This is a genomic window from Streptomyces sp. E11-3 (genome assembly GCF_046540415.1).
Lineage (GTDB): Bacteria > Actinomycetota > Actinomycetes > Streptomycetales > Streptomycetaceae > Streptomyces.
Genome location: NZ_JAZGRL010000002.1, coordinates 1499679 through 1523650 on the forward strand (window position 1 = coordinate 1499679; position 23972 = coordinate 1523650).

General features: G+C 71.4%; 22 protein-coding genes and 1 pseudogene. 14 read left to right on the top strand and 9 right to left on the bottom strand.

Annotated elements, in window-relative coordinates; translation table 11 throughout:
• Position 1: 1 nt before the first annotated feature.
• The 4 genes from U9R90_RS25870 to U9R90_RS25885 all read right to left on the bottom strand — a co-directional run bounded on the left by U9R90_RS25870 (position 2) and on the right by U9R90_RS25885 (position 3454).
• Complete coding sequence (locus U9R90_RS25870) at positions 2–682, bottom strand: response regulator (RefSeq protein ID WP_411059074.1); 681 nt, start codon at positions 680–682, stop codon at positions 2–4.
• A 389-nt stretch (positions 683–1071) separates the two neighbouring features.
• Positions 1072–2274: a sensor histidine kinase gene (locus U9R90_RS25875; RefSeq protein ID WP_411059075.1), complete on the bottom strand. Its 1203-nt coding sequence runs from the start codon at positions 2272–2274 to the stop codon at positions 1072–1074.
• A gap of 69 nt (positions 2275–2343) precedes the next feature.
• Positions 2344–2622 (bottom strand): PspA-associated protein PspAA, encoded by a 279-nt coding sequence (gene pspAA / locus U9R90_RS25880; RefSeq protein WP_411059076.1) that lies wholly within the window; start codon positions 2620–2622, stop codon positions 2344–2346.
• 34 nt (positions 2623–2656) lie between these two features.
• On the bottom strand, positions 2657–3454 hold the full coding sequence (locus U9R90_RS25885) for a PspA/IM30 family protein (protein ID WP_411059077.1): 798 nt from the start codon (positions 3452–3454) through the stop codon (positions 2657–2659).
• Between the two features lie 295 nt (positions 3455–3749).
• Here U9R90_RS25885 and U9R90_RS25890 point away from each other — a divergent pair, with 295 nt between their 5' ends.
• From U9R90_RS25890 to U9R90_RS25900, 3 genes are all read left to right on the top strand, one after another.
• A complete protein-coding gene (locus U9R90_RS25890) occupies positions 3750–4343 on the top strand; it encodes a DUF3043 domain-containing protein (RefSeq protein WP_411059078.1) in 594 nt (197 codons plus the stop codon).
• Positions 4344–4390: 47 nt separating this feature from the next.
• On the top strand, positions 4391–5143 hold the full coding sequence (locus U9R90_RS25895; RefSeq protein WP_411059803.1) for a class I SAM-dependent methyltransferase: 753 nt from the start codon (positions 4391–4393) through the stop codon (positions 5141–5143).
• Between the two features lie 79 nt (positions 5144–5222).
• Positions 5223–6299 (top strand): S1C family serine protease, encoded by a 1077-nt coding sequence (locus U9R90_RS25900; protein ID WP_411059079.1) that lies wholly within the window; start codon positions 5223–5225, stop codon positions 6297–6299.
• Positions 6300–6694: 395 nt separating this feature from the next.
• On the opposite strand, the gene U9R90_RS25905 is transcribed toward U9R90_RS25900, so the two are convergent.
• Entirely contained in the window at positions 6695–6901 is a 207-nt protein-coding gene (locus tag U9R90_RS25905; RefSeq protein WP_411059080.1) for a hypothetical protein, read from the bottom strand.
• Between the two features lie 101 nt (positions 6902–7002).
• On the opposite strand from U9R90_RS25905, the gene U9R90_RS25910 reads away from it, so the two are divergent.
• The 3 genes from U9R90_RS25910 (at position 7003) to U9R90_RS25920 (ending at position 10186) form a co-directional block, all read left to right on the top strand.
• Positions 7003–8199: a bifunctional adenosylcobinamide kinase/adenosylcobinamide-phosphate guanylyltransferase gene (locus U9R90_RS25910; protein WP_411059081.1), complete on the top strand. Its 1197-nt coding sequence runs from the start codon at positions 7003–7005 to the stop codon at positions 8197–8199.
• A gap of 81 nt (positions 8200–8280) precedes the next feature.
• Positions 8281–9357, top strand: a complete 1077-nt coding sequence (gene cobT, locus U9R90_RS25915) for a nicotinate-nucleotide--dimethylbenzimidazole phosphoribosyltransferase (protein ID WP_411059082.1) — start codon at positions 8281–8283, stop codon at positions 9355–9357.
• A gap of 109 nt (positions 9358–9466) precedes the next feature.
• On the top strand, positions 9467–10186 hold the full coding sequence (locus U9R90_RS25920; protein WP_411059083.1) for a hypothetical protein: 720 nt from the start codon (positions 9467–9469) through the stop codon (positions 10184–10186).
• On the opposite strand, the gene U9R90_RS25925 is transcribed toward U9R90_RS25920, so the two are convergent.
• A complete protein-coding gene (locus U9R90_RS25925; protein ID WP_411059084.1) occupies positions 10164–10934 on the bottom strand; it encodes a hypothetical protein in 771 nt (256 codons plus the stop codon). The two genes, U9R90_RS25920 and U9R90_RS25925, sit on opposite strands and share 23 nt — an antisense overlap.
• 77 nt (positions 10935–11011) lie before the next feature.
• Here U9R90_RS25925 and U9R90_RS25930 point away from each other — a divergent pair, with 77 nt between their 5' ends.
• The 4 genes and pseudogenes from U9R90_RS25930 to U9R90_RS25945 form a co-directional block, all read left to right on the top strand.
• Positions 11012–11818, top strand: coding sequence for an adenosylcobinamide-GDP ribazoletransferase (locus tag U9R90_RS25930; RefSeq protein ID WP_411059085.1), 807 nt, complete (start codon positions 11012–11014; stop codon positions 11816–11818).
• 77 nt (positions 11819–11895) lie between these two features.
• Positions 11896–13443, top strand: coding sequence for a leucyl aminopeptidase (locus U9R90_RS25935; protein ID WP_411059086.1), 1548 nt, complete (start codon positions 11896–11898; stop codon positions 13441–13443).
• Positions 13444–13718: 275 nt separating this feature from the next.
• Positions 13719–15107 carry a dihydrolipoyl dehydrogenase gene (lpdA, locus tag U9R90_RS25940; RefSeq protein ID WP_411059087.1) on the top strand — a complete coding sequence of 463 codons (1389 nt, stop codon included), beginning with the start codon at positions 13719–13721 and terminating at the stop codon, positions 15105–15107.
• Between the two features lie 102 nt (positions 15108–15209).
• Positions 15210–15563: pseudogene (locus tag U9R90_RS25945) on the top strand (biotin/lipoyl-containing protein); the annotation flags it as partial.
• 107 nt (positions 15564–15670) lie between these two features.
• Here the strand turns inward: U9R90_RS25945 and U9R90_RS25950 are convergent.
• Both U9R90_RS25950 and U9R90_RS25955 read right to left on the bottom strand, forming a co-directional pair.
• Entirely contained in the window at positions 15671–15796 is a 126-nt protein-coding gene (locus U9R90_RS25950) for a methionine/alanine import family NSS transporter small subunit (RefSeq protein WP_411059088.1), read from the bottom strand.
• Positions 15796–17322: a sodium-dependent transporter gene (locus U9R90_RS25955; protein WP_411059089.1), complete on the bottom strand. Its 1527-nt coding sequence runs from the start codon at positions 17320–17322 to the stop codon at positions 15796–15798. The genes U9R90_RS25950 and U9R90_RS25955 overlap by 1 nt, the downstream gene beginning before the upstream one ends.
• 134 nt (positions 17323–17456) lie before the next feature.
• Between U9R90_RS25955 and U9R90_RS25960 the strand changes: the two genes are divergently transcribed.
• The 4 genes from U9R90_RS25960 (at position 17457) to U9R90_RS25975 (ending at position 23035) form a co-directional block, all read left to right on the top strand.
• Positions 17457–18482 (top strand): helix-turn-helix transcriptional regulator, encoded by a 1026-nt coding sequence (locus U9R90_RS25960; protein ID WP_411059090.1) that lies wholly within the window; start codon positions 17457–17459, stop codon positions 18480–18482.
• 122 nt (positions 18483–18604) lie between these two features.
• Positions 18605–20062 (top strand): lipase/acyltransferase domain-containing protein, encoded by a 1458-nt coding sequence (locus U9R90_RS25965; protein WP_411059091.1) that lies wholly within the window; start codon positions 18605–18607, stop codon positions 20060–20062.
• Complete coding sequence (locus U9R90_RS25970) at positions 20055–22622, top strand: caspase family protein (RefSeq protein ID WP_411059092.1); 2568 nt, start codon at positions 20055–20057, stop codon at positions 22620–22622. Before U9R90_RS25965 ends, U9R90_RS25970 begins: the two co-directional genes overlap by 8 nt.
• Positions 22544–23035: a hypothetical protein gene (locus U9R90_RS25975; protein ID WP_411059804.1), complete on the top strand. Its 492-nt coding sequence runs from the start codon at positions 22544–22546 to the stop codon at positions 23033–23035. The genes U9R90_RS25970 and U9R90_RS25975 overlap by 79 nt, the downstream gene beginning before the upstream one ends.
• On the opposite strand, the gene U9R90_RS25980 is transcribed toward U9R90_RS25975, so the two are convergent.
• Positions 23026–23964 (bottom strand): SDR family oxidoreductase, encoded by a 939-nt coding sequence (locus U9R90_RS25980; protein ID WP_411059093.1) that lies wholly within the window; start codon positions 23962–23964, stop codon positions 23026–23028. The two genes, U9R90_RS25975 and U9R90_RS25980, sit on opposite strands and share 10 nt — an antisense overlap.
• Positions 23965–23972 lie beyond the last annotated feature (8 nt).

Below are 23972 nucleotides of genomic sequence, written 5' to 3' on the forward strand. Positions count from 1 at the left end.
GTCAGTCCACCCGCGGCCGCACCAGCCCCGACTCGTACGCGATGACCACCAGACCGGCCCGGTCACGTGCGCCGAGTTTCCCCATCGCGCGGTTCACATGGGTCTTCACGGTGAGCGGGCTGACGGTCAGCCGCTCGGCGATCTCGTCGTTGGAGTGACCGCCGGCGACCTGCACCAGGACCTCGCGCTCCCGTACGGTGAGCGCCGCGAGCCGCTCGCTGTGCCGCCCGCCGCCCTCGTCGTCGCCGTCGCCCTGGGCGAGGAACTTCGCGATCAGGCCGCGGGTCGCCGCCGGCGAGAGCAGCGCGTCGCCCGCCGCTGCGACCCGGATGGCGCTCAGCAGCTCCTGGGGCTCGGAGCCCTTGCCGAGGAACCCGGAGGCCCCGGCGCGCAGCGACTGCACCACGTACTCGTCGACCTCGAAGGTGGTCAGCATGACCACACGGACCTCGCGCAGCTCCGGATCGTCGCTGATCATGCGGGTGGCGGCGAGGCCGTCGGTGCCCGGCATCCGGATGTCCATCAGGACCACGTCGGCGCGCTCGGACTTCGCCAGGCGGACCGCCTCGGCGCCGTCCGACGCCTCGCCGACGACGTCCATGTCGGGCTCGGAGGCGACCAGCACCTTGAACGCGCTGCGCAGCAGCGCCTGGTCGTCGGCGAGCAGTACCCGGATCGTCATGTTCTCTCTCCTGCTAGAGCCTGTCTTTGGACCCCCGTCGTCCGCGCGGAGCGCGGGCGCAGCGCCCGCCGCGCAGCGGCTGATGTCCCGGCGGTGCGTGGCCTCGGCGTGCGGCGGTACAGGTCATGAATGGGGTCTCCCCTGCTCGAGCGAAGCCGAGAGCTTGGAGAAGGAGCCACCTGTCCTGTGNGCGGAGCGCGGGCGCAGCGCCCGCCGCGCAGCGGCTGATGTCCCGGCGGTGCGTGGCCTCGGCGTGCGGCGGTACAGGTCATGAATGGGGTCTCCCCTGCTCGAGCGAAGCCGAGAGCTTGGAGAAGGAGCCACCTGTCCTGTGGCGCCGTGCGCCGAGAGTGCGTGCCGGGCGTCGGGGCGCAGGCGGGGGTTCAAAGTCAGGCTCTTGGGGCCCGCAGGGGCAGCGTCGCGTGGACCCGGTACCCGCCGCTGTAGCGGGGGCCCGCCGTGCAGCTGCCGCCCAGCGCCTGGACGCGCTCACGCATGCCGAGCAGGCCATGGCCGCCGCCGTCCGGGCTGTCCTCGTCTCCGGGGCCGTCGTCCAGGACGGTGATCTCGATCAGCTTTCCCACCCTGATGACGCTCACCTCGGCCTTGGCTTCGGCACCCGCGTGCTTGTGGACATTGGTCAGTGCCTCCTGGATGACGCGGTAGGCGGCCAGGTCCACGGAGGCCGGCAGCGGCGCTCCGTCATCGGCGCGTACGACCTCCACCCGGAGCCCGGCGTTACGGAAGGTGTCGACGAGTTCGCCGAGCCGGGCGAGGCCGGGGGCGGGCTCGGTGGGCGCCTCCGGGTCGCCGCTCTGGCGCAGCAGGCCGACCGTGGCGCGCAGCTCGCCGAGCGCCGAGCGGCTGGCCTCGCGTACATGGGCGAGCGCCTCCTTGGCCTGGTCGGGGCGCTTGTCCATGACATGTGAGGCGACGCCCGCCTGCACATTGACCAGGGCGATGTGGTGCGCCACCACGTCGTGCAGTTCGCGGGCGATCCGCAGCCGCTCCTCGGCGACCCGGCGCCGGGCCTCCTCCTCGCGGGTCCGTTCGGCGCGTTCGGCGCGTTCCTGGATGGCGCCGACGAAGGCGCGGCGGCTGCGTACGGCGTCGCCCGCGGCCGCGGCCATCCCGGTCCAGGCGAAGATGCCCAGGTTCTCCTGGGCGTACCAGGGCAGCGGCCCGGAGAGCATGGCGGCGGCGGTGAGGACGGTCATGGAGAGCAGGCCGACCCGCCAGGTGGTGGGCCGGTCGGTACGCGAGGCGACGGTGTAGAGCGCGATGACCGCGCTCATCGCCACGGGCGCACGCGGCTCACCGGTGATCAGTTCGACGAGGGAGAGGGCGCCCGTGGCGGCCAGGACCGTCATCGGGTTGCGCCGTCGGAAGACCAGCGCCACGGAGACCAGCACCATCAAGGCGACACTGAGCGCCCCTGGCGCCCGCCCGAAGGTGGGTCCGTACGGCCCGTGCGGTTCCACGAAGGAGCCGGTCAGCATGGCGGCCAACACGCCGAGCGCGAGCCCCGAGTCCAGGGCGAGGGGATGGGCGGTCAGCCAGCGGCGGGCCCGCGCGAAGGTCGTCACCAGCATCACAGGAGGCGGCGAGAGGGCGCCCCCGCCCCCTTGCCGTACGCGGCGGGGGCGGGGGCGCTCACTCCGTCAGCCAGGGATGAGTCCATCGTCGCTGAGCATGTCGCGGACCTGTTCGAGGGTCGCGTCCACCGGCGGCAGAATCAGTTCGGACGGCTCCAGGGAGTCATCCGGGAGGGGGGTGCCCAGCTCGCGGACCTTCTCCAGGAGCGCGTGCAGGGTGTGCCGGAAACCGGGTCCGTCGCCGTTCTCCATCTCGGCGAGCAGCTCGTCGTCCAGCTTGTTCAGTTCGGCGAAGTGGCTGTCGGCCACCCTCACCTGCCCCTCCCCCATGATCCGTACGATCACGTCACTCTCTCCTCGAGGTCGAGCCGGAGACTGCCTACTGCTTGTCGAAGCGGGGGGTGTCCTGCGGGGTCTGCTGACCCTGCTCGGCACCGTTCCCACCCTCGATGGCCTGCTGCGAACCGGCGGAGCCACCGGACAGCTCGGCCTTCATCCGCTGCAGTTCCAGCTCTACATCCGTACCACCGGAGAGACGGTCCAGCTCGGCGGCGATGTCGTCCTTGTGCATCCCCGACTGGTCGTCCAGGGCACCGGAGGCGAGCAGTTCGTCGATCGCGCCGGAGCGTGCCTGCAGCTGCGCGGTCTTGTCCTCCGCGCGCTGGATCGCCTGCCCGACATCGCCCATCTCCTCGGAGATGCCGGAGAAGGCCTCGCCGATCCGGGTCTGCGCCTGGGCGGCGGTGTAGGTGGCCTTGATGGTCTCCTTCCGGGTGCGGAAGGCGTCAACCTTTGCTTGCAGACGCTGCGCCGCGAGGGTGAGCTTCTCCTCCTCGCCCTGCAGTGTCTGGTGCTGCGTCTCCAGATCCGTGACCTGCTGCTGAAGCGCGGCACGCCGGGACAGCGCCTCGCGCGCCAGGTCCTCACGGCCCAGTGCGAGCGCCTTGCGGCCCTGGTCCTCAAGCTTGGAGGACTGGCCCTGGAGCTGGTTCAGCTGCAGCTCGAGACGCTTGCGGGAGGTCGCCACATCGGCGACGCCGCGGCGCACCTTCTGCAGCAGTTCCAGCTGCTTCTGGTACGAGTAATCGAGGGTTTCGCGCGGGTCCTCGGCCCGGTCAAGGGCCTTGTTCGCCTTCGCGCGGAAGATCATCCCCATACGCTTCATGACACCGCTCATGGGCTTCGCGCGCCCCCTTCTGACGGACTCCAGAGCTCCAGCACTGCAATAGACCCAGCCTACGGGTCCTGACACCATTACCGCACTGTTCGAGCGCCGATGCGCTCATCCCCAAGGACGACTCTGTCCTGACCACTCCGGCGTAGGGAGTAGGTGCTCCCCTGGAGGAAGCTGGGAAACCTGCGGCAAAGCCCTCATACGGATCGCTGTACGTAACGGTTCAGACGACTGCCGTTGCCAGATCGTTCCCCACCGGCGTGTGCTCCATGCGCCGCACCCCGTACCCTTGGGTTTTGTGTTCCGTAGCCGTGCCAATTCCGGGAAGTCCCCCACCGAGAAGGTGCCGGACCTCTCCAAGCAGCCCCGCGACCCAGAAGCACCGAAGGGTCGCCCCACCCCCAAGCGCAGTGAGGCCCAGTCGCAGCGCCGCAGCGTGGCCAACACGCCCATGACCCGCAAGGACGCGGCGAAGCGGCAGCGCGACGCCCGCCGTGCGGACATGGCCAAGCAGCGTGAGGCGCTGGCCAGCGGCGACGAGCGCTATCTGCCGAGGCGCGACAAGGGCAAGGTGCGCAGGTTCGCACGTGACTACGTCGACTCGCGGTTCTGCATCGCCGAGTACTTCCTGCCGCTCGCGGTGATCATCCTGGTGCTGAGCGTGCTGCAGAACCCCGGTCTGCAGAACATCTCGCTCCTCCTCTGGCTGTTCGTGATCGTCATGATCGTCGTCGACTCGATCGGCATCGCGATCCGGCTGAAGAAGCAGCTGCGGGAGCGCTTCCCGGACGAGCCCAAGCGCGGCGCGGTGGCCTACGCGCTGATGCGTACGCTCCAGATGCGCCGACTGCGGCTCCCGAAGCCCCAGGTCAAGCGCGGAGAGCGGCCCTGAGCACGACGACCGGTTTCACCGGGGGCGCGGCGGACTGGCTGAAGGGTCTGGGCGGACTGCGCAACGTCGTACGCCAGGAGCTGGTCGCCCGGCAGCTGGACGAGCAGATCGCCGCGCGCTTCCCGGTCGGGCAGCGGCTGCGGGTGCTCGACGTGGGCGCCGGGCAGGGCACCCAAGCCCTGCGCCTCGCCCGTGCCGGGCATCAGGTGACCGGGGTCGAGTCCGACCCCGTCATGCTGGCCGCGGCCCGCGAGGCACTGGCCACCGAGCCCGAAGGCATCGTCAAACGGGTACGGCTGATCGAGGGCGACGGCCGGGAGACGGGCGTCCACTTCACCCCCGGCTCCTTCGACATCGTCCTGTGCCACGGCGTGCTGATGTACGTCGACGAGCCCGACGCCATGCTCGCGGGCCTGGCCCGGGTGCTCGCACCCGGCGGCCTGCTGTCCCTGGTGGTACGGAACGCCGACGCGCTGGCCATGCGGCCAGGACTCACCGGCGACTGGGACACGGCGCGGGCCGCCTTCGACACGGACGTGTACACCAACCGCCTCGGCCTCCAGGTGCGCGCCGACCACCTCGCCACACTGACCACGACACTCGACGGCATCGGGGCCCCGCTGCGGGCCTGGTACGGGGTGCGGGTGTTCACGGACACGGCGTCCAACAGCGCGGAACTGCCGCCCGACGGCGCGCTCGTGGCGCTGCTCGACGCGGAGGAGCGGGCGGGAAGCACGGAACCGTACCGGCGGGTGGCGGCGCTGCTGCACCTGTGCGGGGTGCGTGGCGCGACGGCCTGATCCGTCGGCGGCGCCGGATCGCCCCTGATCGGCCCCTCACCGGAGGCCGACCCTCCGCACCCGCGGTGATACTCCGGGCATGGACCGCTCTCGTACCCGCAGCGCCCGGCTGCTCCTTCCGCTGACCTCCGCCGTCTGTGCCGCCGCGCTGCTCGGGGGGTGCTCAGGCTCCTCGCAGTCCGGTTCGTCGCAGCCCGCTGCGCATCAGGCCGCGGCGCCCGCGAAGGCCGACGCCGACGACCTCCAGCAGGACTACCAGAAAGTGATCAAGGACGTCCTGCCGTCGGTCGTCCAGATCGACGCCGCCGACAGTCTGGGCTCCGGGGTCGTGTACGACGACCGGGGCCATATCGTCACCAACGCCCATGTCGTGGGCAAGGAGAAGACCTTCAGGGTCACCTCGCCGACCGGCGAGGAGGCGCACGCGGCGAAGCTGGTCTTCAGCTACCCGGAGCAGGATCTCGCCGTCATCAAGCTCACCAAGGTGCCGGACGGGCTGAAGGCCGCGAAGTTCGCCGACTCGGCGAAGGTCGAGGTCGGCCAGCTGGTGCTGGCGATGGGGTCTCCGCTCGGGCTTTCCTCCAGCGTCACCCAGGGCATCGTCTCGGCGACCGGCCGCACCGTCAGCGAGGGCCGTACGGGCGGCGGGACCGGGGCGACCATCGGCGGCATGGTGCAGACCTCGGCCGCGATCAATCCCGGCAACAGCGGTGGTGCGCTGGTCAACCTGGACAGCCAGGTGATCGGCATCCCCACGCTCGCGGCCGCCGACCCTGAGCTGGGCGGCAGTGCGGTGCCGGGTATCGGGTTCGCGATCCCCGCCTCGATGGTCAAGACGATCGCCGACCAGATCGTGAAGGACGGCAAGGTCACCGACTCCGGCCGGGCGGCGCTGGACATCACGGGCCGCACGGTGGTCGGCGACGACTTGCGCCCCGCTGGGGTGGCCGTCGTCGACACCAAGTCCGGCGGCGCGGCGGATGAGGCGGGCATCGAGCCGGGCGACATCCTCGTCGGGGTCGGCGACGCGGACGTCCCCACGACCACTGCCCTGGCCGAGGCGCTGGCCGCGCAGAAGCCGGGCGACAAGGTGAAGGTCACCTACTCCAGGGACGACACGGAACACACGACCGAGGTCACGCTAGGCGAGAGGTAGCCCCACGGTCCCCCGTGTCGGGGTGCCGGTCCCCTCGGGCTTGGTCCAACGGTGCGCCGCCGCGTCGGGGTGCGTGCGCGCTGTTCGTTGTGGGGTGGGACCGCGCGTCGGGGTGCGTGCTCCGCGCCGTGGTGCGGGGTGCGCGCTGTTTCGTTGTGGGGCGAGGCCGCGTCGGGGGGTACGTGCTCACGCCGACGTCTGATCCGGTGATGCCACAGGGATCCCGGCGTGGACCGTCGGCGCTGCGCGCGCACCCCCCGCCCCGTCCCCTCCGGCCGGCAGCGCGACTACCGGCCGGTGGGGGCTCGCGCCCCGCCCGTTGTNCACACCCCCGCCCCGCCCCGCCCCACAACGAAACAGAACGCAGCCCACGCCGCGGGACGCCGCCCGGACGGCTACTCCGCGTTCAGTGGCATCGGGCCGTAGATCTTGGTGCCGTCCTCGGAGAGGGTCACCTGGTCCGCGCCGCCATCCAGGAGCGCCTTCCAGTGTTCGCCGATCCAGGACTCCGCGTCCCCCTGCGTGGTGAACTCCTCCGGTTCCACGGCCGGCTGGACCTCGGTCCCATCGGACTTCTCGAACCGCCACGTCCACGCCACCATGTCAGCCTCCCAAGATTCCCAAGATCCCGACCAAGATCCGACTCGTGCCAGCAGCCTATCCGGGCGCGCAAGACCCGCGCGGACACGGGAGGATCGTCCCCGTGGAACTGACTCTGCTGGGCACCGGTGCCCCCGAAGGCCTGCCCCGACCCGACTGCCCCTGCGCGGCCTGCGCCAGCGCGCGCGGCGAATTCGCGCGTGCCGCCACGGCGCTCCTGGTGGACGGCGTACTGCTGCTCGACCTCACCCCCGGCGCCGCCTTCGCCGCCGCCCGCGCGGGCCACACGCTCAGTGGCGTACGCCAGGTGCTGCTCTCGCATCCGCACTACGGCCCGGCGCTGGAGCACCCGGCCGGACTGCCCGCGTCCGGGCGGGTCCCCGACGGACGGGAGTTGGCGCTGCTCAGCGGGCACCGGGTGCGGGCGCTGCCGATGGACGCGCCGGGCACCGGCTACGAGGTGACGGGCCCCGACGGGCAGCGGCTGCTGTACCTCCCGCCGGGTGCCGGGCCCGCGGGACTCGACCACCCCGTCCCGTACGACATGGTGGTCGCCGACATCGCCGGTCGCCCTGACGCCCTGGCCCGGCTGCGCGCGGCGGGCGCCGTCACCGCCACCACCGACCTGATCGCCGTCCACCTGGGCCACGACGCCCCGACCGGACCCGAACTGCACCGCAGGCTCGCGTCCGCGGGCGCCCGCGCGGTGCCGGACGGTACGACGCTGGTGGTCGGCGAGTACCACGAGGTGCCCGACGTACCGCGCCGCACGTTGGTGCTCGGCGGCGCGCGCTCGGGAAAGTCCGTCGAGGCCGAGCGTCGGCTCGAATCGTTCCCCGGCGTGGTGTACGTGGCGACGGGCGGCAGCCGCGAGCACGACCCGGAGTGGGCCGCCCGGGTGACCGCGCACCGCGAACGGCGCCCGGGCGCCTGGCGCACGGAGGAGACCTGTGACCTGGTGCCGCTGCTGGACGAGGACGGGCCCGCGCTGCTGATCGACTGCCTGTCACTGTGGCTGACCGACGCGATGGACCAGGTGGAGGCTTGGGACGACGCCAAGTGGGCCGCGGGCGGCAGCCGTGCGCTGCACCAGCGGGTCGACGCTTTGGTCGAGGCGGTACGGCAGACGCGGCGCACCGTCGTCGCGGTGTCCAACGAGGTCGGCTCGGGTGTCGTCCCCGCGACCGCGTCCGGCCGCCGGTTCCGGGATGAACTGGGGCGGCTGAACACGGCGTTCGCCATGGAGTGCGAGCAGGTGCTGCTGGTGGTGGCGGGGCAGCCCCAGGTACTCCGCGGCTGACTGCCGGAACCCGCCCTGCCGGAATCCGCCCTGTCGGGCTCTCAGAGACCGCGTTCGATGTGTCCCGGTACTGTTCGGCGAATGAGCTCGCTGAATCTCGACGACTTCTCCGACCTGATCGAGCGCCCCGACGGCGGGGTGCGCCGCGACGCCGAAGAGCGCAGGGAACGCCTGGCCGTGCCGCCCGGTTCGCTCGGCCGCCTGGACGAACTGGGCGAGTGGCTCGCCGCCGCGCAGTCCTCGGTGCCGGTGAAGCCGATCACGCAGCCGCGGGTCGTGCTGTTCGCCGGGGACCACGGGGTCGCCGAGCTCGGCGTGTCCGCCCGGCCCGCGGGCGGCGCGCGGGACCTGGTGCGGGCCGCGCTCGCGGGTGAGAGTCCGGTCGCGGTGCTGGCCCGCGGCAGCGAGGTGCCGGTGCGGGTCGTGGACATGGCCCTCGACTGCGATCCGGCCGAGCTGCCCAAGGACGTCGTACGCCATCGGGTACGGCGTGGTTCGGGGCGCATCGACATCGAGGACGCGCTCACCGAGGACGAGGCGGAGCAGGCGTTCCGGGCGGGCATGGCGGTCGCGGACGAGGAGGCGGACTCCGGCACCGACCTCGTCGTACTCGGCGACCTCAGCGTCGGCGGTACGACGGTGGCGGCCACGCTGATCGCGGCGCTCTGCGGCACCGACGCGTCCGTGGTGACCGGGCGTGGCGGGCAGCACATCGACGACCTGGCCTGGATGCGCAAGTGCGCGGCGGTACGGGACGGGTTGCGGCGGGCGCGGCCGGTGCTGGGCGACCAGTTGGAGCTGCTGCGTACGGTCGGTGGCGCGGATGTCGCGGCCATCACCGGGTTTCTGCTGCAGAGCGCGGTGCGGCGTACGCCGGTGATCCTGGACGGTGTGGTCTCCGCGGCCTGTGCGCTGGTGGCGCAGCGGGTCGCCTTCCGGTCACCCGACTGGTGGCTGGCCGGGCAGTCCAGCGGCGAACCGGCCCAGGCGAAGGCGCTGGACCGGTTGGCGCTTGATCCGCTGCTGTCGCATGGGGTGACGGTGGGTGAGGGGGTGGGCGCGATGCTGGCGTTGCCGGTGGTGCGCGCGGCGGCCTTGCTGGCAGCGGAGCTGCCGGTGGCGCCTACGGCGCCGGAGGCGGCCGTCGAGGCTGAGTGACGGCCCCAGGCCCCCGAACGCCCTTCGGGCGTGGCCTCAAACGCCGGCCGGGCTGAAAGGTGATTTCCAGCCCGGCCTGGGACCCCATACGCCCCATATGCTCACCTTCATGCGCACACTGGGCCGGCTGGCCAACGCCGAGTGGGGCCCGCTCTACCGCACCGTCCGCGACACACTCCGCGGCACCAAGCCCTGGCGGGCCATCCCCCTCACCCTCGCCGCCGTCAGCCTGACCGCCCTCGCGCAGTACGTGCAGAACCAGCCCTGGGGCTACCAGTTCGTCCAGAACATCGGTTCCGTACGCGCCGAAGACCCCCTGTGGCTGGCGCTCCTCCGCACCCCGCTCTCCCTCTTCGTCCCCGCACTCGACCTCCCCGTGTGGGGCGCACTCGCGCAGATCCTGCTGGTCTTCGGCATCGCCGAGATCTGCGTCGGTCGATGGCGCACCCTCGCCATCGCCTACGCCGCCACCCTGGCCGGCACGCTCTACGCGCGCGTGGGCATCGAACTGGGGCCCGACCACCCCCTCGGACTGCCCGCATCGGACGCCCAGGTCGTGGACACCGGCCCGTCGGCCGCCGTCGTCGGGCTCGCGGTCTTCGTCTGCTGGCGCTACCAGGCGTACGTCACAGCGGCGTTGGTGGTCGCGGTGATGGTCGTCGAGGTGCTGGTCAAGGACAACCTCGCGGGGCGGGAGCATCTCGCGGCGATCGCGGCGATCGCGGTCGTACTGGCGCTGTGCGCGGCGGCGGCCGCGGCGGGCGCGGCCGTACGGCGACGGCGTGCGGCGGCCGCCGCAGCCCGTATCAGCGGGAGTCCTGGCGAGTGAGCGCGGCCGGGTCAGGATCGGGCTTGCCGCCGATCAGTTCCTCCAGCCTGCGCCGTGGACGCGCCCAGCGGCGGTCGTGGTGGTACGCGCGCAGCCCGGCCTTGGCGCGGGCGCGCGGGCGGCGTCCGTAGAACATCCTGGCCCAGGGTGAGCCGGGCCGGGCCAGCCGGATCGCGCCGATGAGCGCCACGAGCGGGACGACCACGCCGATCAGCGCCATCCGCGCCTTGCCCTTGCCGAGGGCGACCAGGGCGAAGAAGAAGTTCGTGGCGGTGTTGATCACGACGAGTCCGCGGTTGTGCCGCTCCTGCTCGGTCAGTTCGTTGACCCCGAAGGGCAGGAACCCGCCGAGCACCAGCGCCACCAGGGCCGCGGTGAGGACGACGATCTCGACGCTCTGGCGGCCCTGTTCGCTCCAGTAGACGTCGTCGAGGTGCAGGACCAGCGCGAACTCGTCGAGCACCAGGCCCGCCCCGAGGCCGAAGAGCACCGCCGAGACCAGCGAGGCGAAGCCGTGCCGCCCGCTGGCCACCGCGCCGAAGCCGCCGATGACGACCAGGATGATGCCGGGCACCACATGGTGGATGTGCAGGCCGCCGGGTGCGATGTTCCTGAACGGCCCCTTGCCCGCCCGGATGAGCCGGGTGATGGTCCGGGTGGTCAGGAAGGAGCCGACGAAGGACAGCAGGGCGAGCAGCAACGGCAGCTTCCCCGGCTCGATGATGCTGCGGTACCACCAGTCACCCATACGCCGCTCTCCCGATATGCACCGTGTGCACGGTATGAGCAATTTACCGGGTCCGGTGCCGGGATAGCCTGCGCGGGATGACCGCGATACCCCCCTCCCCCGCCACGGCCGCGCCCCTCGGCGACGGACTGCGCTTCGCCTTCGGCACCCTCACCGTCCTGCCGGTCAGGGTGACCCGCTGGGACCGCGGCGCGGCCCGTACCGGCATGCTGTGCGCCCCCGTGGCAGGCCTGGTGGTGGGACTCGCCGCGGCCGCGCTCGGCACGGCGCTGCTGCTCCTGGGCACCGGGCCGCTGCTCGCCGCGGTCGGCAGCGCGGCGGTGCCCGCGGCGCTGACCCGCGGCCTGCACCTGGACGGCCTCGCCGACACCGCGGACGGCCTCGGCAGCGGCAAGCCCGCGGCGGACGCCCTGCAGATCATGAAGCGGTCCGACATCGGGCCGTTCGGAGTCGTCACGCTGCTGTTCGTGCTGCTCGCCCAAGTGGCGGTACTCGCCCAGGCGTACGACGGCGGCTGGGCACGCGGCGCCCTGGCGGCCCTCGTCTCGGCGACCGCCGCCCGCACCGCCCTGACCCTCGCATCCCGTACCGGCGTACCAGCCGCCAGGCCCGAGGGGCTCGGCGCCGCGGTGGCGGGGACGGTCCCGGTGCGCGCCGCGCTGCTGGTGCTCGCCGCCGTCACGGCGGCCGCCGCGAGCGCGGGCGCCGCCTTCGGGACGTACGACCTGATCCGCTACGCCCTCGCGGTGCTTGCCGCGGTGGCCGCGGCCGAACTGCTGCTGCGGCACTGCACGCGCCGCTTCGGTGGCGTCACCGGCGATGTGTTCGGCGCGCTCGCCGAAACCGCGGCAACGGCCGCCCTCGTCGTGCTCGCGACAGGCTGACGGGCGTAGGCTCGCCAGGGACCTGGGGGCACCAACCCAAAAGCCCGCAAAGACAACGAAAGAGAGACCTCACCACCGTGACTGCTCTGACTCACAGCACCTCCGCCGCGTCCGGCCTGCGCGCCGACGCGATCGTGGTCGGTGTCGCGAAGGGCGCCAAGGGGCCGGTGCTCGCACCGGGCGCCGAGGCCGTGGACAAGGCGTTCGACGGAAAGCTCGCCTCCGTCCTGGAGACCCTCGGCGCCTCGGGCGGCGAGGGCGAGGTGACGAAGCTGCCATCGCCCGCGGGCCTGAAGGCTCCGGTCGTCCTCGCGGTCGGGCTCGGCACGGTCCCCGAGAAGAACGAGACCTACGGTACGGACGAGCTCCGCCGCGCGGCCGGCACCGCCGCCCGCGCGCTGACCGGTACCAAGAAGGCCGCGTTCGCGCTGCCCGTCGACGAGGCCGCCGACGTCGAGGCGATCGCCGAGGGCGCGGCCCTGGGCGGGTACTCCTTCGACGCCTACAAGGACAACGGCAACGGCGACACCAAGGCCAAGGGCGGCAAGAAGGCCAAGGACGCCAAGGGCCCGCTCGGCGAGGCCGTGCTGCTCGGCGGGAAGCCGCGCGACAAGGCCTACAAGGCCGCGCTGCAGCGCGCCACCGCGGTCGCCGAGGAGATGAACCGCTGCCGTGACCTGATCAACACCCCGCCGAACGACCTCAACCCCGAGGCCTTCGCCGCGGTGGCGCAGGCCGCGGGCAAGGAGCACGGCATCAAGGTGCAGGTGCTCGACGAGAAGGCGCTCATCAAGGGCGGCTTCGGCGGCATCCTGGGCGTCGGCATCGGCTCCGAGGCACCGCCCCGCCTGGTGAAGCTCTCGTACACGCACGCCAAGGCCAAGAAGCACCTGGCCCTGGTCGGCAAGGGCATCACGTACGACTCGGGCGGCATCTCGCTCAAGCCGGCCGGGCACAACGAGACGATGAAGTGCGACATGAGCGGTGCCGCCGCCGTGTTCTCCGCCATCGTCGCGATCGCCCGCCTGGGCCTTGAGGTGAACGTCACCGGCTGGCTGGCGCTCGCCGAGAACATGCCGTCCGGCTCCGCGACCCGCCCCGGCGACGTACTGCGGATGTACAGCGGCAAGACCGTCGAGGTCCTGAACACCGACGCCGAGGGCCGCCTCGTGCTGGCCGACGCGCTGGCCAAGGCCTGTGAGGACAAGCCGGACGCGATCGTCGACGTGGCGACCCTGACCGGCGCCATGGTGATGGCGCTCGGCAACCGCACCTTCGGCATCATGGCCAACGACGACGCCTTCCGTACGTCGATCCACGAGATCGCGGAAGAGGTCGGCGAGCCGTCCTGGCCGATGCCGCTCCCGGCCCACCTCAACAAGGGCATGGAGTCGCCGACCGCCGACATCGCCAACATGGGCGAGCGGATGGGCGGCGGCCTGGTCGCCGGTCTGTTCCTCAAGGAGTTCATCGGCGAGGGCATCACCTGGGCGCACCTGGACATCGCAGGCCCGGCCTTCCACGAGGGCGCCCCGTTCGGCTACACGCCCAAGGGCGGCACCGGCTCCGCCGTCCGCACCCTGGTCCGGCTGGCCGAGCGCACCGCCGCTGGCGACCTGGGCTGAGTGCCATCCACCGCGCCGGGCCCGTCCGGGGCCCGGCGCGGTGGGTTTCGCCCTCAACGAAATTCGTAGGGGCACAGGTGGCCCTGACCCTCGAAGACAGTGGGACACCCGTCTCATCCAGAGGCCCGACGTCCCGTCCCCCGCGGACAAGTGCAAAGATGGGTTCTCGGCAGGACAGGGCCCCCACCAAAGGGCCGAAGGACAAAGCGGCCGAACACCAGCCGCCGAGCGGTCGTCAAGGCCGCCGACCGGCGCACATGCATGGAGGACGTGACGTGGCGAACGACGCCAGCACCGTTTTCGACCTAGTGATCCTCGGCGGCGGTAGCGGCGGTTACGCCGCGGCGCTGCGCGCTTCGCAGCTGGGTCTGGACGTCGCCCTGATCGAAAAGGGCAAGATGGGCGGCACCTGCCTGCACAACGGCTGCATCCCCACGAAGGCTCTGCTGCACGCGGGCGAGGTCGCCGACCAGGCCCGCGAGAGCGAGCAGTTCGGCGTCAAGGCCACCTTCGAGGGCATCGACATGGCGGCCGTCCACAAGTACAAGGACGACGTGGTCACCGGCCTGTTCAAGGGCCTGACGGGGCTGCTCGCCTCGCGCAAGGTGACCATCATCGAGGGTGAGGGCCGACTCTCCTCGCCCACCTCCGTCGATGTGAACGGCCAGCGCGTCCAGGGCCGTCACATCCTCCTCGCCACCGGCTCCGTGCCGCGCTCGCTGCCCGGCCTGGAGATCGACGGCAACCGCATCATCTCCTCGGACCACGCGCTGGTCATGGACCGCGTTCCGCAGTCCGCGATCGTGCTGGGCGGCGGCGTCATCGGCGTCGAGTTCGCCTCCGCGTGGAAGTCCTTCGGCGCCGAGGTCACGGTGATCGAGGGCCTCAAGCACCTGGTACCGGTCGAGGACGAGAACTCCTCGAAGCTCCTGGAGCGCGCCTTCCGCAAGCGCGGGATCAAGTTCAACCTGGGCACCTTCTTCGAGAAGGCCGAGTACACCGAGAACGGCGTCCGCGTCACCCTCGCCGACGGCAAGACCTTCGAGGCCGAGGTCCTCCTGGTCGCCATCGGCCGCGGCCCGGTCTCGGCCGGTCTCGGCTACGAGGAGCAGGGCGTCGCGATGGACCGCGGCTTCGTCCAGGTCGACGAGTACATGCAGACCAACGTGCCGACCATCTCGGCCGTCGGTGACCTCGTCCCGACCCTCCAGCTCGCGCACGTCGGCTTCGCCGAGGGCATCCTGGTAGCGGAGCGGCTGGCCGGTCTCAAGACCGTGCCGATCGACTACGACGGTGTGCCGAAGGTGACGTACTGCCACCCCGAGGTCGCCTCGGTCGGCCTCAGCGAGGCCAAGGCCAAGGAGGTCTACGGTGCGGACAGGGTCGTCGCGCTGAAGTTCAACCTCGGCGGCAACGGCAAGAGCAAGATCCTGAAGACCCAGGGCGAGATCAAGCTCGTCCAGGTCAAGGACGGCGCTGTGGTCGGTGTCCACATGGTCGGTGACCGCATGGGTGAGCAGATCGGCGAGGCGCAGCTCATTTACAACTGGGAGGCGCTGCCCGCCGAGGTCGCGCAGCTCATCCACGCGCACCCGACGCAGAACGAGGCGCTCGGCGAGGCCCACCTGGCGCTGGCCGGGAAGCCGCTGCACGCGCACGACTAGTCGCCTAGTCGCGGCAGTTTGCGCAGCGTGTCCAGTGCGTCCCGCGTGTTCTCACAAGAGCGCACCCCCAGTCACATAAGTTCGTAAGGAGCAACCGAAACCATGGCGGTTTCCGTAACCCTGCCGGCGCTCGGCGAGAGCGTGACCGAAGGCACCGTCACCCGTTGGCTGAAGGCCGAGGGTGAGCGCGTGGAGGCCGACGAGCCGCTGCTCGAGGTCTCCACCGACAAGGTCGACACCGAGATCCCGGCCCCCGCGTCCGGTGTCCTCGCGTCCATCAAGGTCGCCGAGGACGAGACGGTCGAGGTCGGCGCCGAGCTGGCCATCATCGACGACGGCAGTGGCGCCCCCGCCGCTGCCCCCGCCCCGGCCGCCGCTGCGGCTGAGGCNTGGCCCGCCGCGGTGAGGTCAAGCGCGAGGCGGTGCAGGAGGCCGCGAAGGCCTACGGTCTGGCCTGAGCCTGACCGGCTCCGCAGGTAGTACGACGAAGGGGCCCCGCCCGGAGATCACTCCGGGCGGGGCCCCTTCGTACTGCTTTCAGCTGGGTTCTTTCTGGGGCGAGGTCAGCTTCCCTCGGGTCCCGGCTCCGGCTCGTCCGGGTGGCCGCGGAGCTTGAGGAGTGCGGCGATCAGACCGCCCCACACGATGACCATGGAGACGACCATCATCACGACGGCACTGGTCGACATCAGCTCTTCCCTTCGTTCAGGGCGTCCTGGTCCAGCTGGGCGTCCTTGTCGGCCTGCTTCCAGGGGATCAGCGAGATCAGGATGCCGATGAGCAGCGTGCCGATGACGACGCTCCAGCCCGTCGAGAGCAGGAAGCCGGTCGAGTAGCCCTCGTAGTTCTCGTCGAACTCCTGGCGCAGCGCGTCCACCAGCATCCAGCCCAGGCCCAGCGGGGTGATGACGCCGAGGCAGATCTTCCACCAGTGGCCGAGCATGACCGCCGATGTGGCGTCCGCGTCCCGCTGCAGCATCGGCAGCTTGCGCACCATCCAGGCCACCAGGACCACGCTGGCCAGGGCGGCGACCGCGATGCCGTACTGGTTGATGAAGTGGTCGGATGAATCGAGGAAGTACAGGCCGGTGTCCGTCGGGAACAGCACGATCGACACCACGGCCACCGCACCGCCGACGCCGAACACGGCGACCGGGCGGCTCATGCCGGTGCGGTCCTGCACCGCGGAGACGACGACCTGGACGATGCTGATCAGCGAGGACAGACCGGCGATCACCAGGGACCCGAAGAACAGCACGCCGAAGAACGCGCCGGCCGGCATCTCGGAGATGATCGTCGGGAAGGCGACGAAGGCCAGCCCCAGGCCGCCGCTGACGTCGCCGATCTCGCCGCCGGTGGAGGCGGCCATGAAGCCCAGCGTGGCGAAGACGCCGATACCGGCCAGCAGCTCGAAGGAGCTGTTGGCGAATCCGGCCACCAGCGCGGACCCGGTGAGGTCGGCGCGCCGCCGCAGGTAGGAGGCGTAGGTGACCATGATGCCGAAGCCGATGGACAGCGAGAAGAAGATCTGGCCGTAGGCCGCGACCCAGACACTGCCGTCCGTCAGGGAGTCCCAGTCGGGCGAGAAGAAGGCGTCCAGACCGATCTCGGCGCCGTCCAGTGTGAGGGCCCTGACGACCAGGATCAGGAAGAAGACGACCAGCAGCGGGATGAAGATCTTGTTGGACGCCTCGATGCCGCGCCGCACCCCGAACGCCAGGATGACCAGCACGACGACCCAGACGGCGATCAGCGGCCAGAGCACTCCGGGCACGTACTCGGACATCGCGCCGGGCTTCTCGGCCACCCGCAGGAAGTCGCCGAACAGGAAGCCCTCCGGGTCGGCGCCCCACTGCTGGCCGACCGAGAAGCCGACGAAGCGCACCGCCCAGGCGAGGATGACGGCGTAGTAGGTGGCGATGACGAAGCTGATCCCGACCTGCCACCAGCCGATCGCCTCGGCCGGACGGGCCAGTCGTCGGAACGCGGCCGGAGGGGATTTCCGGTACTTGCGCCCGATCGTGTATTCCATGATGAGCAGCGGCAGACCAGCGGTGAGCAGCGCGATCAGATACGGCAGCAGGAATGCTCCGCCGCCGTTCCCGTAGGCAACGGCGGGGAACCGCCAGATGTTGCCGAGTCCGATGGCCGAGCCGATCGCGGCCAACAGGAATCCTGCGCGCGTGCCCCACTGTTCGCGGGGTTGGTTGGGCATTGCTTGGTGTCCCTTGTGTGCCTTGTGTGCCGTGGGCGGGATGTGACTTGTGGTGACGTGACCGATTTTGACAGCACGTTAGCAGTGAGGACCGTATCCGGCTGGTTGGGGAACGCGCACGGCAGAATACGGTCATGCGTGCTGCCCGTCTCATCAAGATGGTCCTTCTTCTGCAGGCCCGCCCCTCGATGACGGCGGCCGAGCTCGCCCGGGAGCTCGAGGTGTCCGAGCGGACCATCACTCGCGATGCCCAGGCGCTGTCCGAGGCCGGTGTCCCGGTCTACGCCGACCGGGGGCGGCTCGGCGGCTACCGGCTGATCGGCGGCTACCGCACCCGCCTCACCGGCCTCGGCCGTGACGAGGCGGAGGCCCTGTTCCTGTCCGGGCTGCCCGGCGCGCTGCGCGAGATGGGCCTCCAGGACGCGGCGTCCGCAGCCCGCCTCAAGGTCTCCGCGGCGCTCCTGCCCTCCCTGAAGGACGCCTCGCAGAACGCGGCGCAGCGCTTTCACCTGGACGCACCCGCCTGGTACAAGGACCCGGAGACCCCGGAGCTGCTGCCCGCGATCGCGGACGCGGTCTGGGACGACCGCCGGATCACCGCCGCGTACCGCCGCCAGGGCGGTGAGGTGGAGCGGGAGTTGGAGCCGTACGGGCTGGTCCTGAAGGCGGGGGTCTGGTACCTGTGCGCCCGGGCGACGGATACCTCGGGTGGTACGGGGGGCTCCGGCGGCTCTGGCGGCTCTGGCGGCTCTGGCGGCTTTCGGGTGTACCGGATCGACCGCTTCGCCGCCGTCTCCGCCACCGCGGAACGCTTCGCGCGCGAGGAGGACTTCGACCTGCCCGCATTCTGGGAGGAGCGCGCGGTCCAGTTCGCGCGCTCCATCCTGCGCGCCGAGGTCGTCCTGCGGGTCTCCGAGGCGGGCGCGCGCCATCTGCCGTACGTCACCGACGCGGCCGCCGCCCGCGAGGCGCTGGAGGCCGCCGACGGGCCCGACGAGCGGGGCTGGCTGACGGTCACCCTGCCCGTCGAGGCCCCGGACGTGGCGTACTCCCAGCTGCTCGCTCTGGGCCCGGAGGCGGAGGTCCTGGAGCCCGTGGAGCTGCGGCAGCGGATCGCCGGGGCGGCCGACCGGATGCGGGAGCTGTACGCCGGGCGGTAAGCCCCTGGAACCAAACCCTCCGCCCGCCGCGTTTCCCTCCTCGCAGGGCCTCAACACTCGTACGCTGTCAAGGTGTTGACGCGATCACCGGTCAACCGGTGGGAATGACGGGGGTGCGCACGATGCTCAGAGCACGGGTGGACGATCTGGTGGTCGTGGTGCCGGGCATCCTGGGGAGCCGCCTCACGGACGCCGACGGCCATGAGGTCTGGGGCCTGTCGGGCGGCGCGCTCTGGCGGGGCATCCGGACGTTCGGCGGCTCCCTGCGGGGCCTGGCCCTGCCCGCCGGGCTCGGCGACGCGCATCCCGGCGACGGGGTGCGGCCCACCGGCCTGGTCAGCGATCTGCACGCGCTCCCCGGGATCTGGAATCCCGTCGACGGCTACAGCGGCCTGCTGCGGTGGCTGGAGCAGCACTTCACGCTGCGGGCCCGCCCGGGCGGCTCGCCCGGGGACGAACCGGCCAATCTGTTCCCGTTCGCCTACGACTGGCGGCTGTCCTGCCGGTACAACGCCGAACAGCTGAAGAGCCTGCTCGACCGCGAACTGTCCCGCTGGCGGGAGTCCGCGCCGGAGCGCCGAGCCGCCAAGGTCGTGTTCCTCTGCCATTCGATGGGCGGCCTGGTGGTCCGCCACTATGTGGAGCGGTGCGGTGGCGCCGAGACCACCCGCCGCGTCATCACTCTCGGCACTCCGCGGCGCGGCTCGCTGGACGCGCTGCTGCACCTGGTCAACGGGCTGCGCTACGGCTGGGGCCCGTTCGGCGTCGACCTGACCGCCTTCGCCCGCAGCCTCCCCTCGCTGCACCAGCTCACGCCGGACTACGCCTGCCTGGATGCCCCGGGCGGGCTGCTCTACGCGCGCGAACTGACCGGGCTGCCCGGCGTCGACGAGGAACTCCTCAAGGACGCCGCGCGGTTCCACGCCGATCTGCGTGAACCGGGCGCGGGCAGGGGCACGGGCACGGCGTCTGGGGAGTACGCGGGGTCTGTGGAGCATCTGGTGGAGTATCTGACGGTGTCCGGTGTACTCCAGCCCACGCTCACCACCGCCGAGTTCGCGGGCGAGGAGCTGGTGCCCCGCACCACCATCGACGGGCAGGACGAGGGCGGCGACGGCCGGGTCCCGCGCCTGTCGGCGGAGGACGGGTCGCGGCCCGCCTTCACGCCCTGGGAACAGCACGGTTCGCTGCAGAACAACCCCGCCGTCCGGCAGGCGATCTGGGGCTGGCTGGGCCCCGAGCCGCCGACGCATCGGGCGGGCGAGGACGGCGACGTACCACTGAGCGTGGTGGCGCCCGAGGGGGTGGCGGCGGGCGCGTCGTATGAGGTCACCGCCGTCATCCCGGAGCGTGTTCCGCGCCATGACGAGCGTGTGGTGTACGCCGGTCTGGTCCCCGCCGGGGCGGTGGGGCCGGGGATGCGCAGGACGCTGCGGAACCGGGGCGGCGGGCGGTACACGACGTCCTTCCCCGGGGTCGCGGCCGGGGCGTATCGCACCCGGGTCGAGGTGGGTGGGGCACCGCATACCGCGGTGACGTCGCTCCTGGTCGTCGAGCCCGAGGAGTTCGGACATGCCTGAGGCCCGGGAAGCCACGCAGGTAGCGGGCCAGGGGACGGTTCTGGGCATCGTCCTCGACTCGTACGAGCACCCGGAGGTGTTCCCTCCCCTGGAGGGGGCGTATGAGCAGATGCGGGAACTGTGCTCCGCGCTCGCGACGTACGGCTATACGCCCACGGTCGTCAGGAACCCCGCCAAGAACGACGCGGAGACCGCGGTCGAGAGCTGGCGCGGGGCACGGGAGTCGGCCGGGGACCACGGACCCGCGGTCGTGGTGTGGTCGGGCCACGCCCTCGCGGTCGGCAAGGACTTGCGGCTGGTCACCCACGGCAAGAAGGAGCCCACCGGCCGGACCGCGACCGTCGAGTTCCCCCTGCTGGCGGAGGCCGCGCTGAGCAGCGGGGCCGATGACATCCTGCTGCTGATCGACACCTGCTACTCGGGCGAGGCCGCCGTCCCCGCGCTGGATGAAGCCGTGCGGGCCATGGAGAACCGCAGCCTGCCCGAGGGCCGTTCCTCGTCCCTCGTCTTCGCCGCGAGCTGCCAGCCGCGGGAGACGGCCCACGGCTCCGGGCTGCTCCTCACCTCGGTCACCGATGTGCTGCGCAACGGGCCCCGCACCCATGGCTATCAGCACGAGTGGAGCGTACGGAACCAGGGTGTCAACGCCCGTACCGTCATCGGGGCCGCGCTGGCCCAGTGGCCGGATGACGCCGCACAGCGCCCGCTGTCCTTCGCCAGCGGGCCCGGCCCCGTCTTCCGCAACCCCCTGTGGCGCAAGCAGGACGAGCCCGATCTGGTCGAGCATCTGGTCATGGCCGCGCGTGGCGCCGACCACAAGGACGAGGGCTGGTTCTTCACCGGGCGCCGAAGGGTGCTGGGCGAGATCGTCGAGTGGCTGGAGGCGGGCAAACCCGGGCTGTTCCTGGTGACGGGCGGGGCGGGCGTGGGCAAGTCCGCCGTGCTCGGCCGTATCGCCACGCTCTCCAGCCCCCGGCACCGGGAGGAGAGTCTGCGGCAGCACGGGCTCGGCCCGGACGACCCCGACCCGGGCGAGGGGAAGGTGGACGCCCGGGTACATCTGCGGGGCCTGGACGCCCCGGGAATCGCTGTCGCTGTCGCCGACCAGCTGGGACTGCCACGGCCCGCCAATCCGGCCGCTCTGATCAGCGAGTTGGGACGGCTGCGGAAGTCGGGAGTGGCCCCGCATGTCCTGGTCCTCGACGGGGTGGACGAGGCCGCGGACGAACGGTCACCCGACAACATCGAGAAGTTCCTGTTCGACCTGAGCGGGCTGGCCTTGGTGCTGCTGGGCTCCCGGGACCGGGTGTTCCGCCCGCACATGGAGCCTCAGGAGAACCTCCTGGACGCGCTCACCCGGCTGTGCGGCACGGCGGCCCGGATGGTCGACCTGGGGGCGGAACCGGACACCGAGGACGACATCCGCACGTATGTACGGTCGCGGCTGCTCGCCGAGGGGGTCGGTGAGGGGCGGGCTTCGGAGGTCGCGGGCACGCTCGCCGCCCGGGCCGCGAAGGCCAAGGAAGGCGGGTTCCTACTGGCCCGCCTCTCGGTGCCCGCGTTGGCCCCCCGGCTCCGGGAAGCGGACGCCGACTGGCGGAGCGCCGTACCGGCGTCGATCGCCGCCGCCTTCGAGGCGGCAATCGCCGAAACCGCTCCCCGGACGCGGGACGGCGAGGAACTCCCGCGCTGTGCCCGCGATCTCCTTACGGCGCTCGCATGGAGTACGGGGCTGGGTCTGCCCGCGTGGGGCGTATGGGAGGCGGTGGCGTCCGCGCTCGGGCCCCAGGGGGTGACGTATGGGTCTGAGGACATCAACTGGCTGCTGGAGACCTGTGGCGCGTATGTGGTCGAGGACAGTGATGGTGTGCAGGCGGTGTACCGGCTGTACCACCAGGAGTTCGTGAACCACTTGCGGACGGTGTCGGCCGCGGTGGTGGAGGACCCGGCTCTGGTGGTCATGCGGGCTCTGGCGGATCTGGTGCCGGAGGGTGACGACGGGGACGGCTCGGGGGCACGGCCGAACTTCTATCTGCGGTACGCCCTGGCCGGTCAGGCGGTGCTGGCGGGGGCGAAGGGCGTCACGGTGCTGCGGGGGCTCGTACCGCGCGACGAGGATGTCTATCTGCCTCAGTTGGCGGGGGCGCTCAACAACTTCGCCATCCGGCTGGCGGAGACCGGGGACCGCCAGGCAGCCCTGGACCCCGCCCACGAAGCCGCCAACACCTACCGCGCCCTCGCCCAGACCAACCCCGCCGCCTACCTCCCCAACCTCGCCATGTCCCTCAACAACCTCGCCATCTCCCTGACGGAGANCCCACCCTCACCTCGCACCCCGCAAACCCTCACCCCGACGACGAGTTCCGCGCCATCCAACAGAGCGTCACCAGCGCCACGTACAGCACCGCCTTCACCCTCGACCCCTTGCAGGCAGCGCGCGCCTACGACCTGCCCGACCGGCTCGCCCGCGAAGTCCCCGCCGTGCTGCACATCTCGGCCCGCGGCTCCCCCGACGGCGGGCTCCGGTTCCTCACCGACGACGGCGGCGACGCGCCCGTAACCGACAACGGGCTGCGGAAGCTCCTCGCCGTATACGTCGAGGACGGTCTCGTCCTCATCGTGCTCAACGCATGCTGGACCGCCGACCTGGCCGACGCCCTCACCGAGGTGGTCGACTGCGTGATCGGGACCCACGGCCCGCTCTCCGACCTCCACGCGATCGGCTACTCCCGTTCGCTGTACCTCAACCTCGCCTGCGGACGCTCGGTCGGCCACGCACACCGCGCGGCGCTCGCCGCCCTGGAGATGTACGGAGCCGACCCTGCCCTGCTTCCCGAGCTGCGCACCGCTCCCCGGGTGAACGCCGACGCGGTGTTCCTGGTGGCCCCCGAGTTCCGGCGGCCGCCGCGGCGCGCGCCGATCAAGCCCCGCGGCAGTGCCTTCCTCGCCAAGCTGCGCAAGCCCTACCGGTAGCCCGTCACATCCGCCTCCTTGGCCGACTGGTCGACCTCCGTGATGTATCGCCACGCGTCCGGCGCCGAGCCGTCGGTGTCCGTGAAGCCGTACTCCTTGGCGAGTCCCCCGCTGGACAGCGACTGGCCGTTGAAGCGGGCGACCTCGGGGTCGGTGGCGAGTGCGGCCAGGGCGCGGCCCACGAAGGTGGGGGACTCCGAGATCGCGAAGTGCGGGTTCTGCTCGCAGCCGTCCTGCCAGTTCTCCTCGGTCACCTTGAAGGCGGTGTCGAGCATGAACTCCGAGCGCAGCCAGCCGGGCGTGAGGCACAGCACCGTACAGCCGTATTCCTTGAGCTCTTCGGCGAGGCCGCGGGCCATCCGGATCGGCGCGTACTTGGCCAGGTCGTAGTAGAACGGCTCGCGGTAGTGGGGGCCGTTGTACTCCTCGGTGCCGTCGGTGACCTCGACGACCAGGCCGCCGCGGTTCCTGATCAGCAGCGGCAGCGCGTACCGGCTGGTGACGATGTGGGTCTCGATGCCCAGGCGCAGTACCCGCAGCCCTTTGTCGAGGTCGTGCTCCCACATCTTCTTGCCCCACTGGACGTGTACGTCGCCGCCCCAGATGTCGTTGACCAGGATGTCGAGCCGCCCCTGCTCGCGGTCGATCCGCTCGACGAGGTCCCGTACCTGGTCGGGTTCGAGGTGGTCGACCGCCACGCCGATGCCGGTGCCTCCTGCCGCCGTGACCAGCTCGGCCGTCTCCTCGATGGTCTCGGTCGTCCGTCCGACCTCGCTGACGTGGTCCCGGGTCGTACGGCCGGTCGCGTAGACCGTGGCCCCGGCCCGGCCGAGCTCCACGGCCATGGCCCGGCCCGCGCCGCGCGTCGCGCCCGCGACCAGGGCGATCTTTCCGCTGAGCGGCTTGTTCCGCGCTGTTGAGGAAGTCATACGTCGAG

Coding starts and splice junctions, on each gene's coding strand:
- U9R90_RS25950 (WP_411059088.1), bottom strand. CDS start 15,796: ATGTCGACCAGTGCCGTCGTGATGATGGTCGTCTCCATGGTCATCGTG.
- U9R90_RS25930 (WP_411059085.1), top strand. CDS start 11,012: ATGACCGCGATACCCCCCTCCCCCGCCACGGCCGCGCCCCTCGGCGAC.
- U9R90_RS25965 (WP_411059091.1), top strand. CDS start 18,605: ATGCTCAGAGCACGGGTGGACGATCTGGTGGTCGTGGTGCCGGGCATC.
- U9R90_RS25870 (WP_411059074.1), bottom strand. CDS start 682: ATGACGATCCGGGTACTGCTCGCCGACGACCAGGCGCTGCTGCGCAGC.
- U9R90_RS25925 (WP_411059084.1), bottom strand. CDS start 10,934: ATGGGTGACTGGTGGTACCGCAGCATCATCGAGCCGGGGAAGCTGCCG.
- U9R90_RS25960 (WP_411059090.1), top strand. CDS start 17,457: ATGCGTGCTGCCCGTCTCATCAAGATGGTCCTTCTTCTGCAGGCCCGC.
- U9R90_RS25955 (WP_411059089.1), bottom strand. CDS start 17,322: ATGCCCAACCAACCCCGCGAACAGTGGGGCACGCGCGCAGGATTCCTG.
- U9R90_RS25875 (WP_411059075.1), bottom strand. CDS start 2,274: ATGCTGGTGACGACCTTCGCGCGGGCCCGCCGCTGGCTGACCGCCCAT.
- U9R90_RS25905 (WP_411059080.1), bottom strand. CDS start 6,901: ATGGTGGCGTGGACGTGGCGGTTCGAGAAGTCCGATGGGACCGAGGTC.
- U9R90_RS25920 (WP_411059083.1), top strand. CDS start 9,467: ATGCGCACACTGGGCCGGCTGGCCAACGCCGAGTGGGGCCCGCTCTAC.
- cobT (WP_411059082.1), top strand. CDS start 8,281: ATGAGCTCGCTGAATCTCGACGACTTCTCCGACCTGATCGAGCGCCCC.
- U9R90_RS25885 (WP_411059077.1), bottom strand. CDS start 3,454: ATGAGCGGTGTCATGAAGCGTATGGGGATGATCTTCCGCGCGAAGGCG.
- U9R90_RS25900 (WP_411059079.1), top strand. CDS start 5,223: ATGGACCGCTCTCGTACCCGCAGCGCCCGGCTGCTCCTTCCGCTGACC.
- U9R90_RS25980 (WP_411059093.1), bottom strand. CDS start 23,964: ATGACTTCCTCAACAGCGCGGAACAAGCCGCTCAGCGGAAAGATCGCC.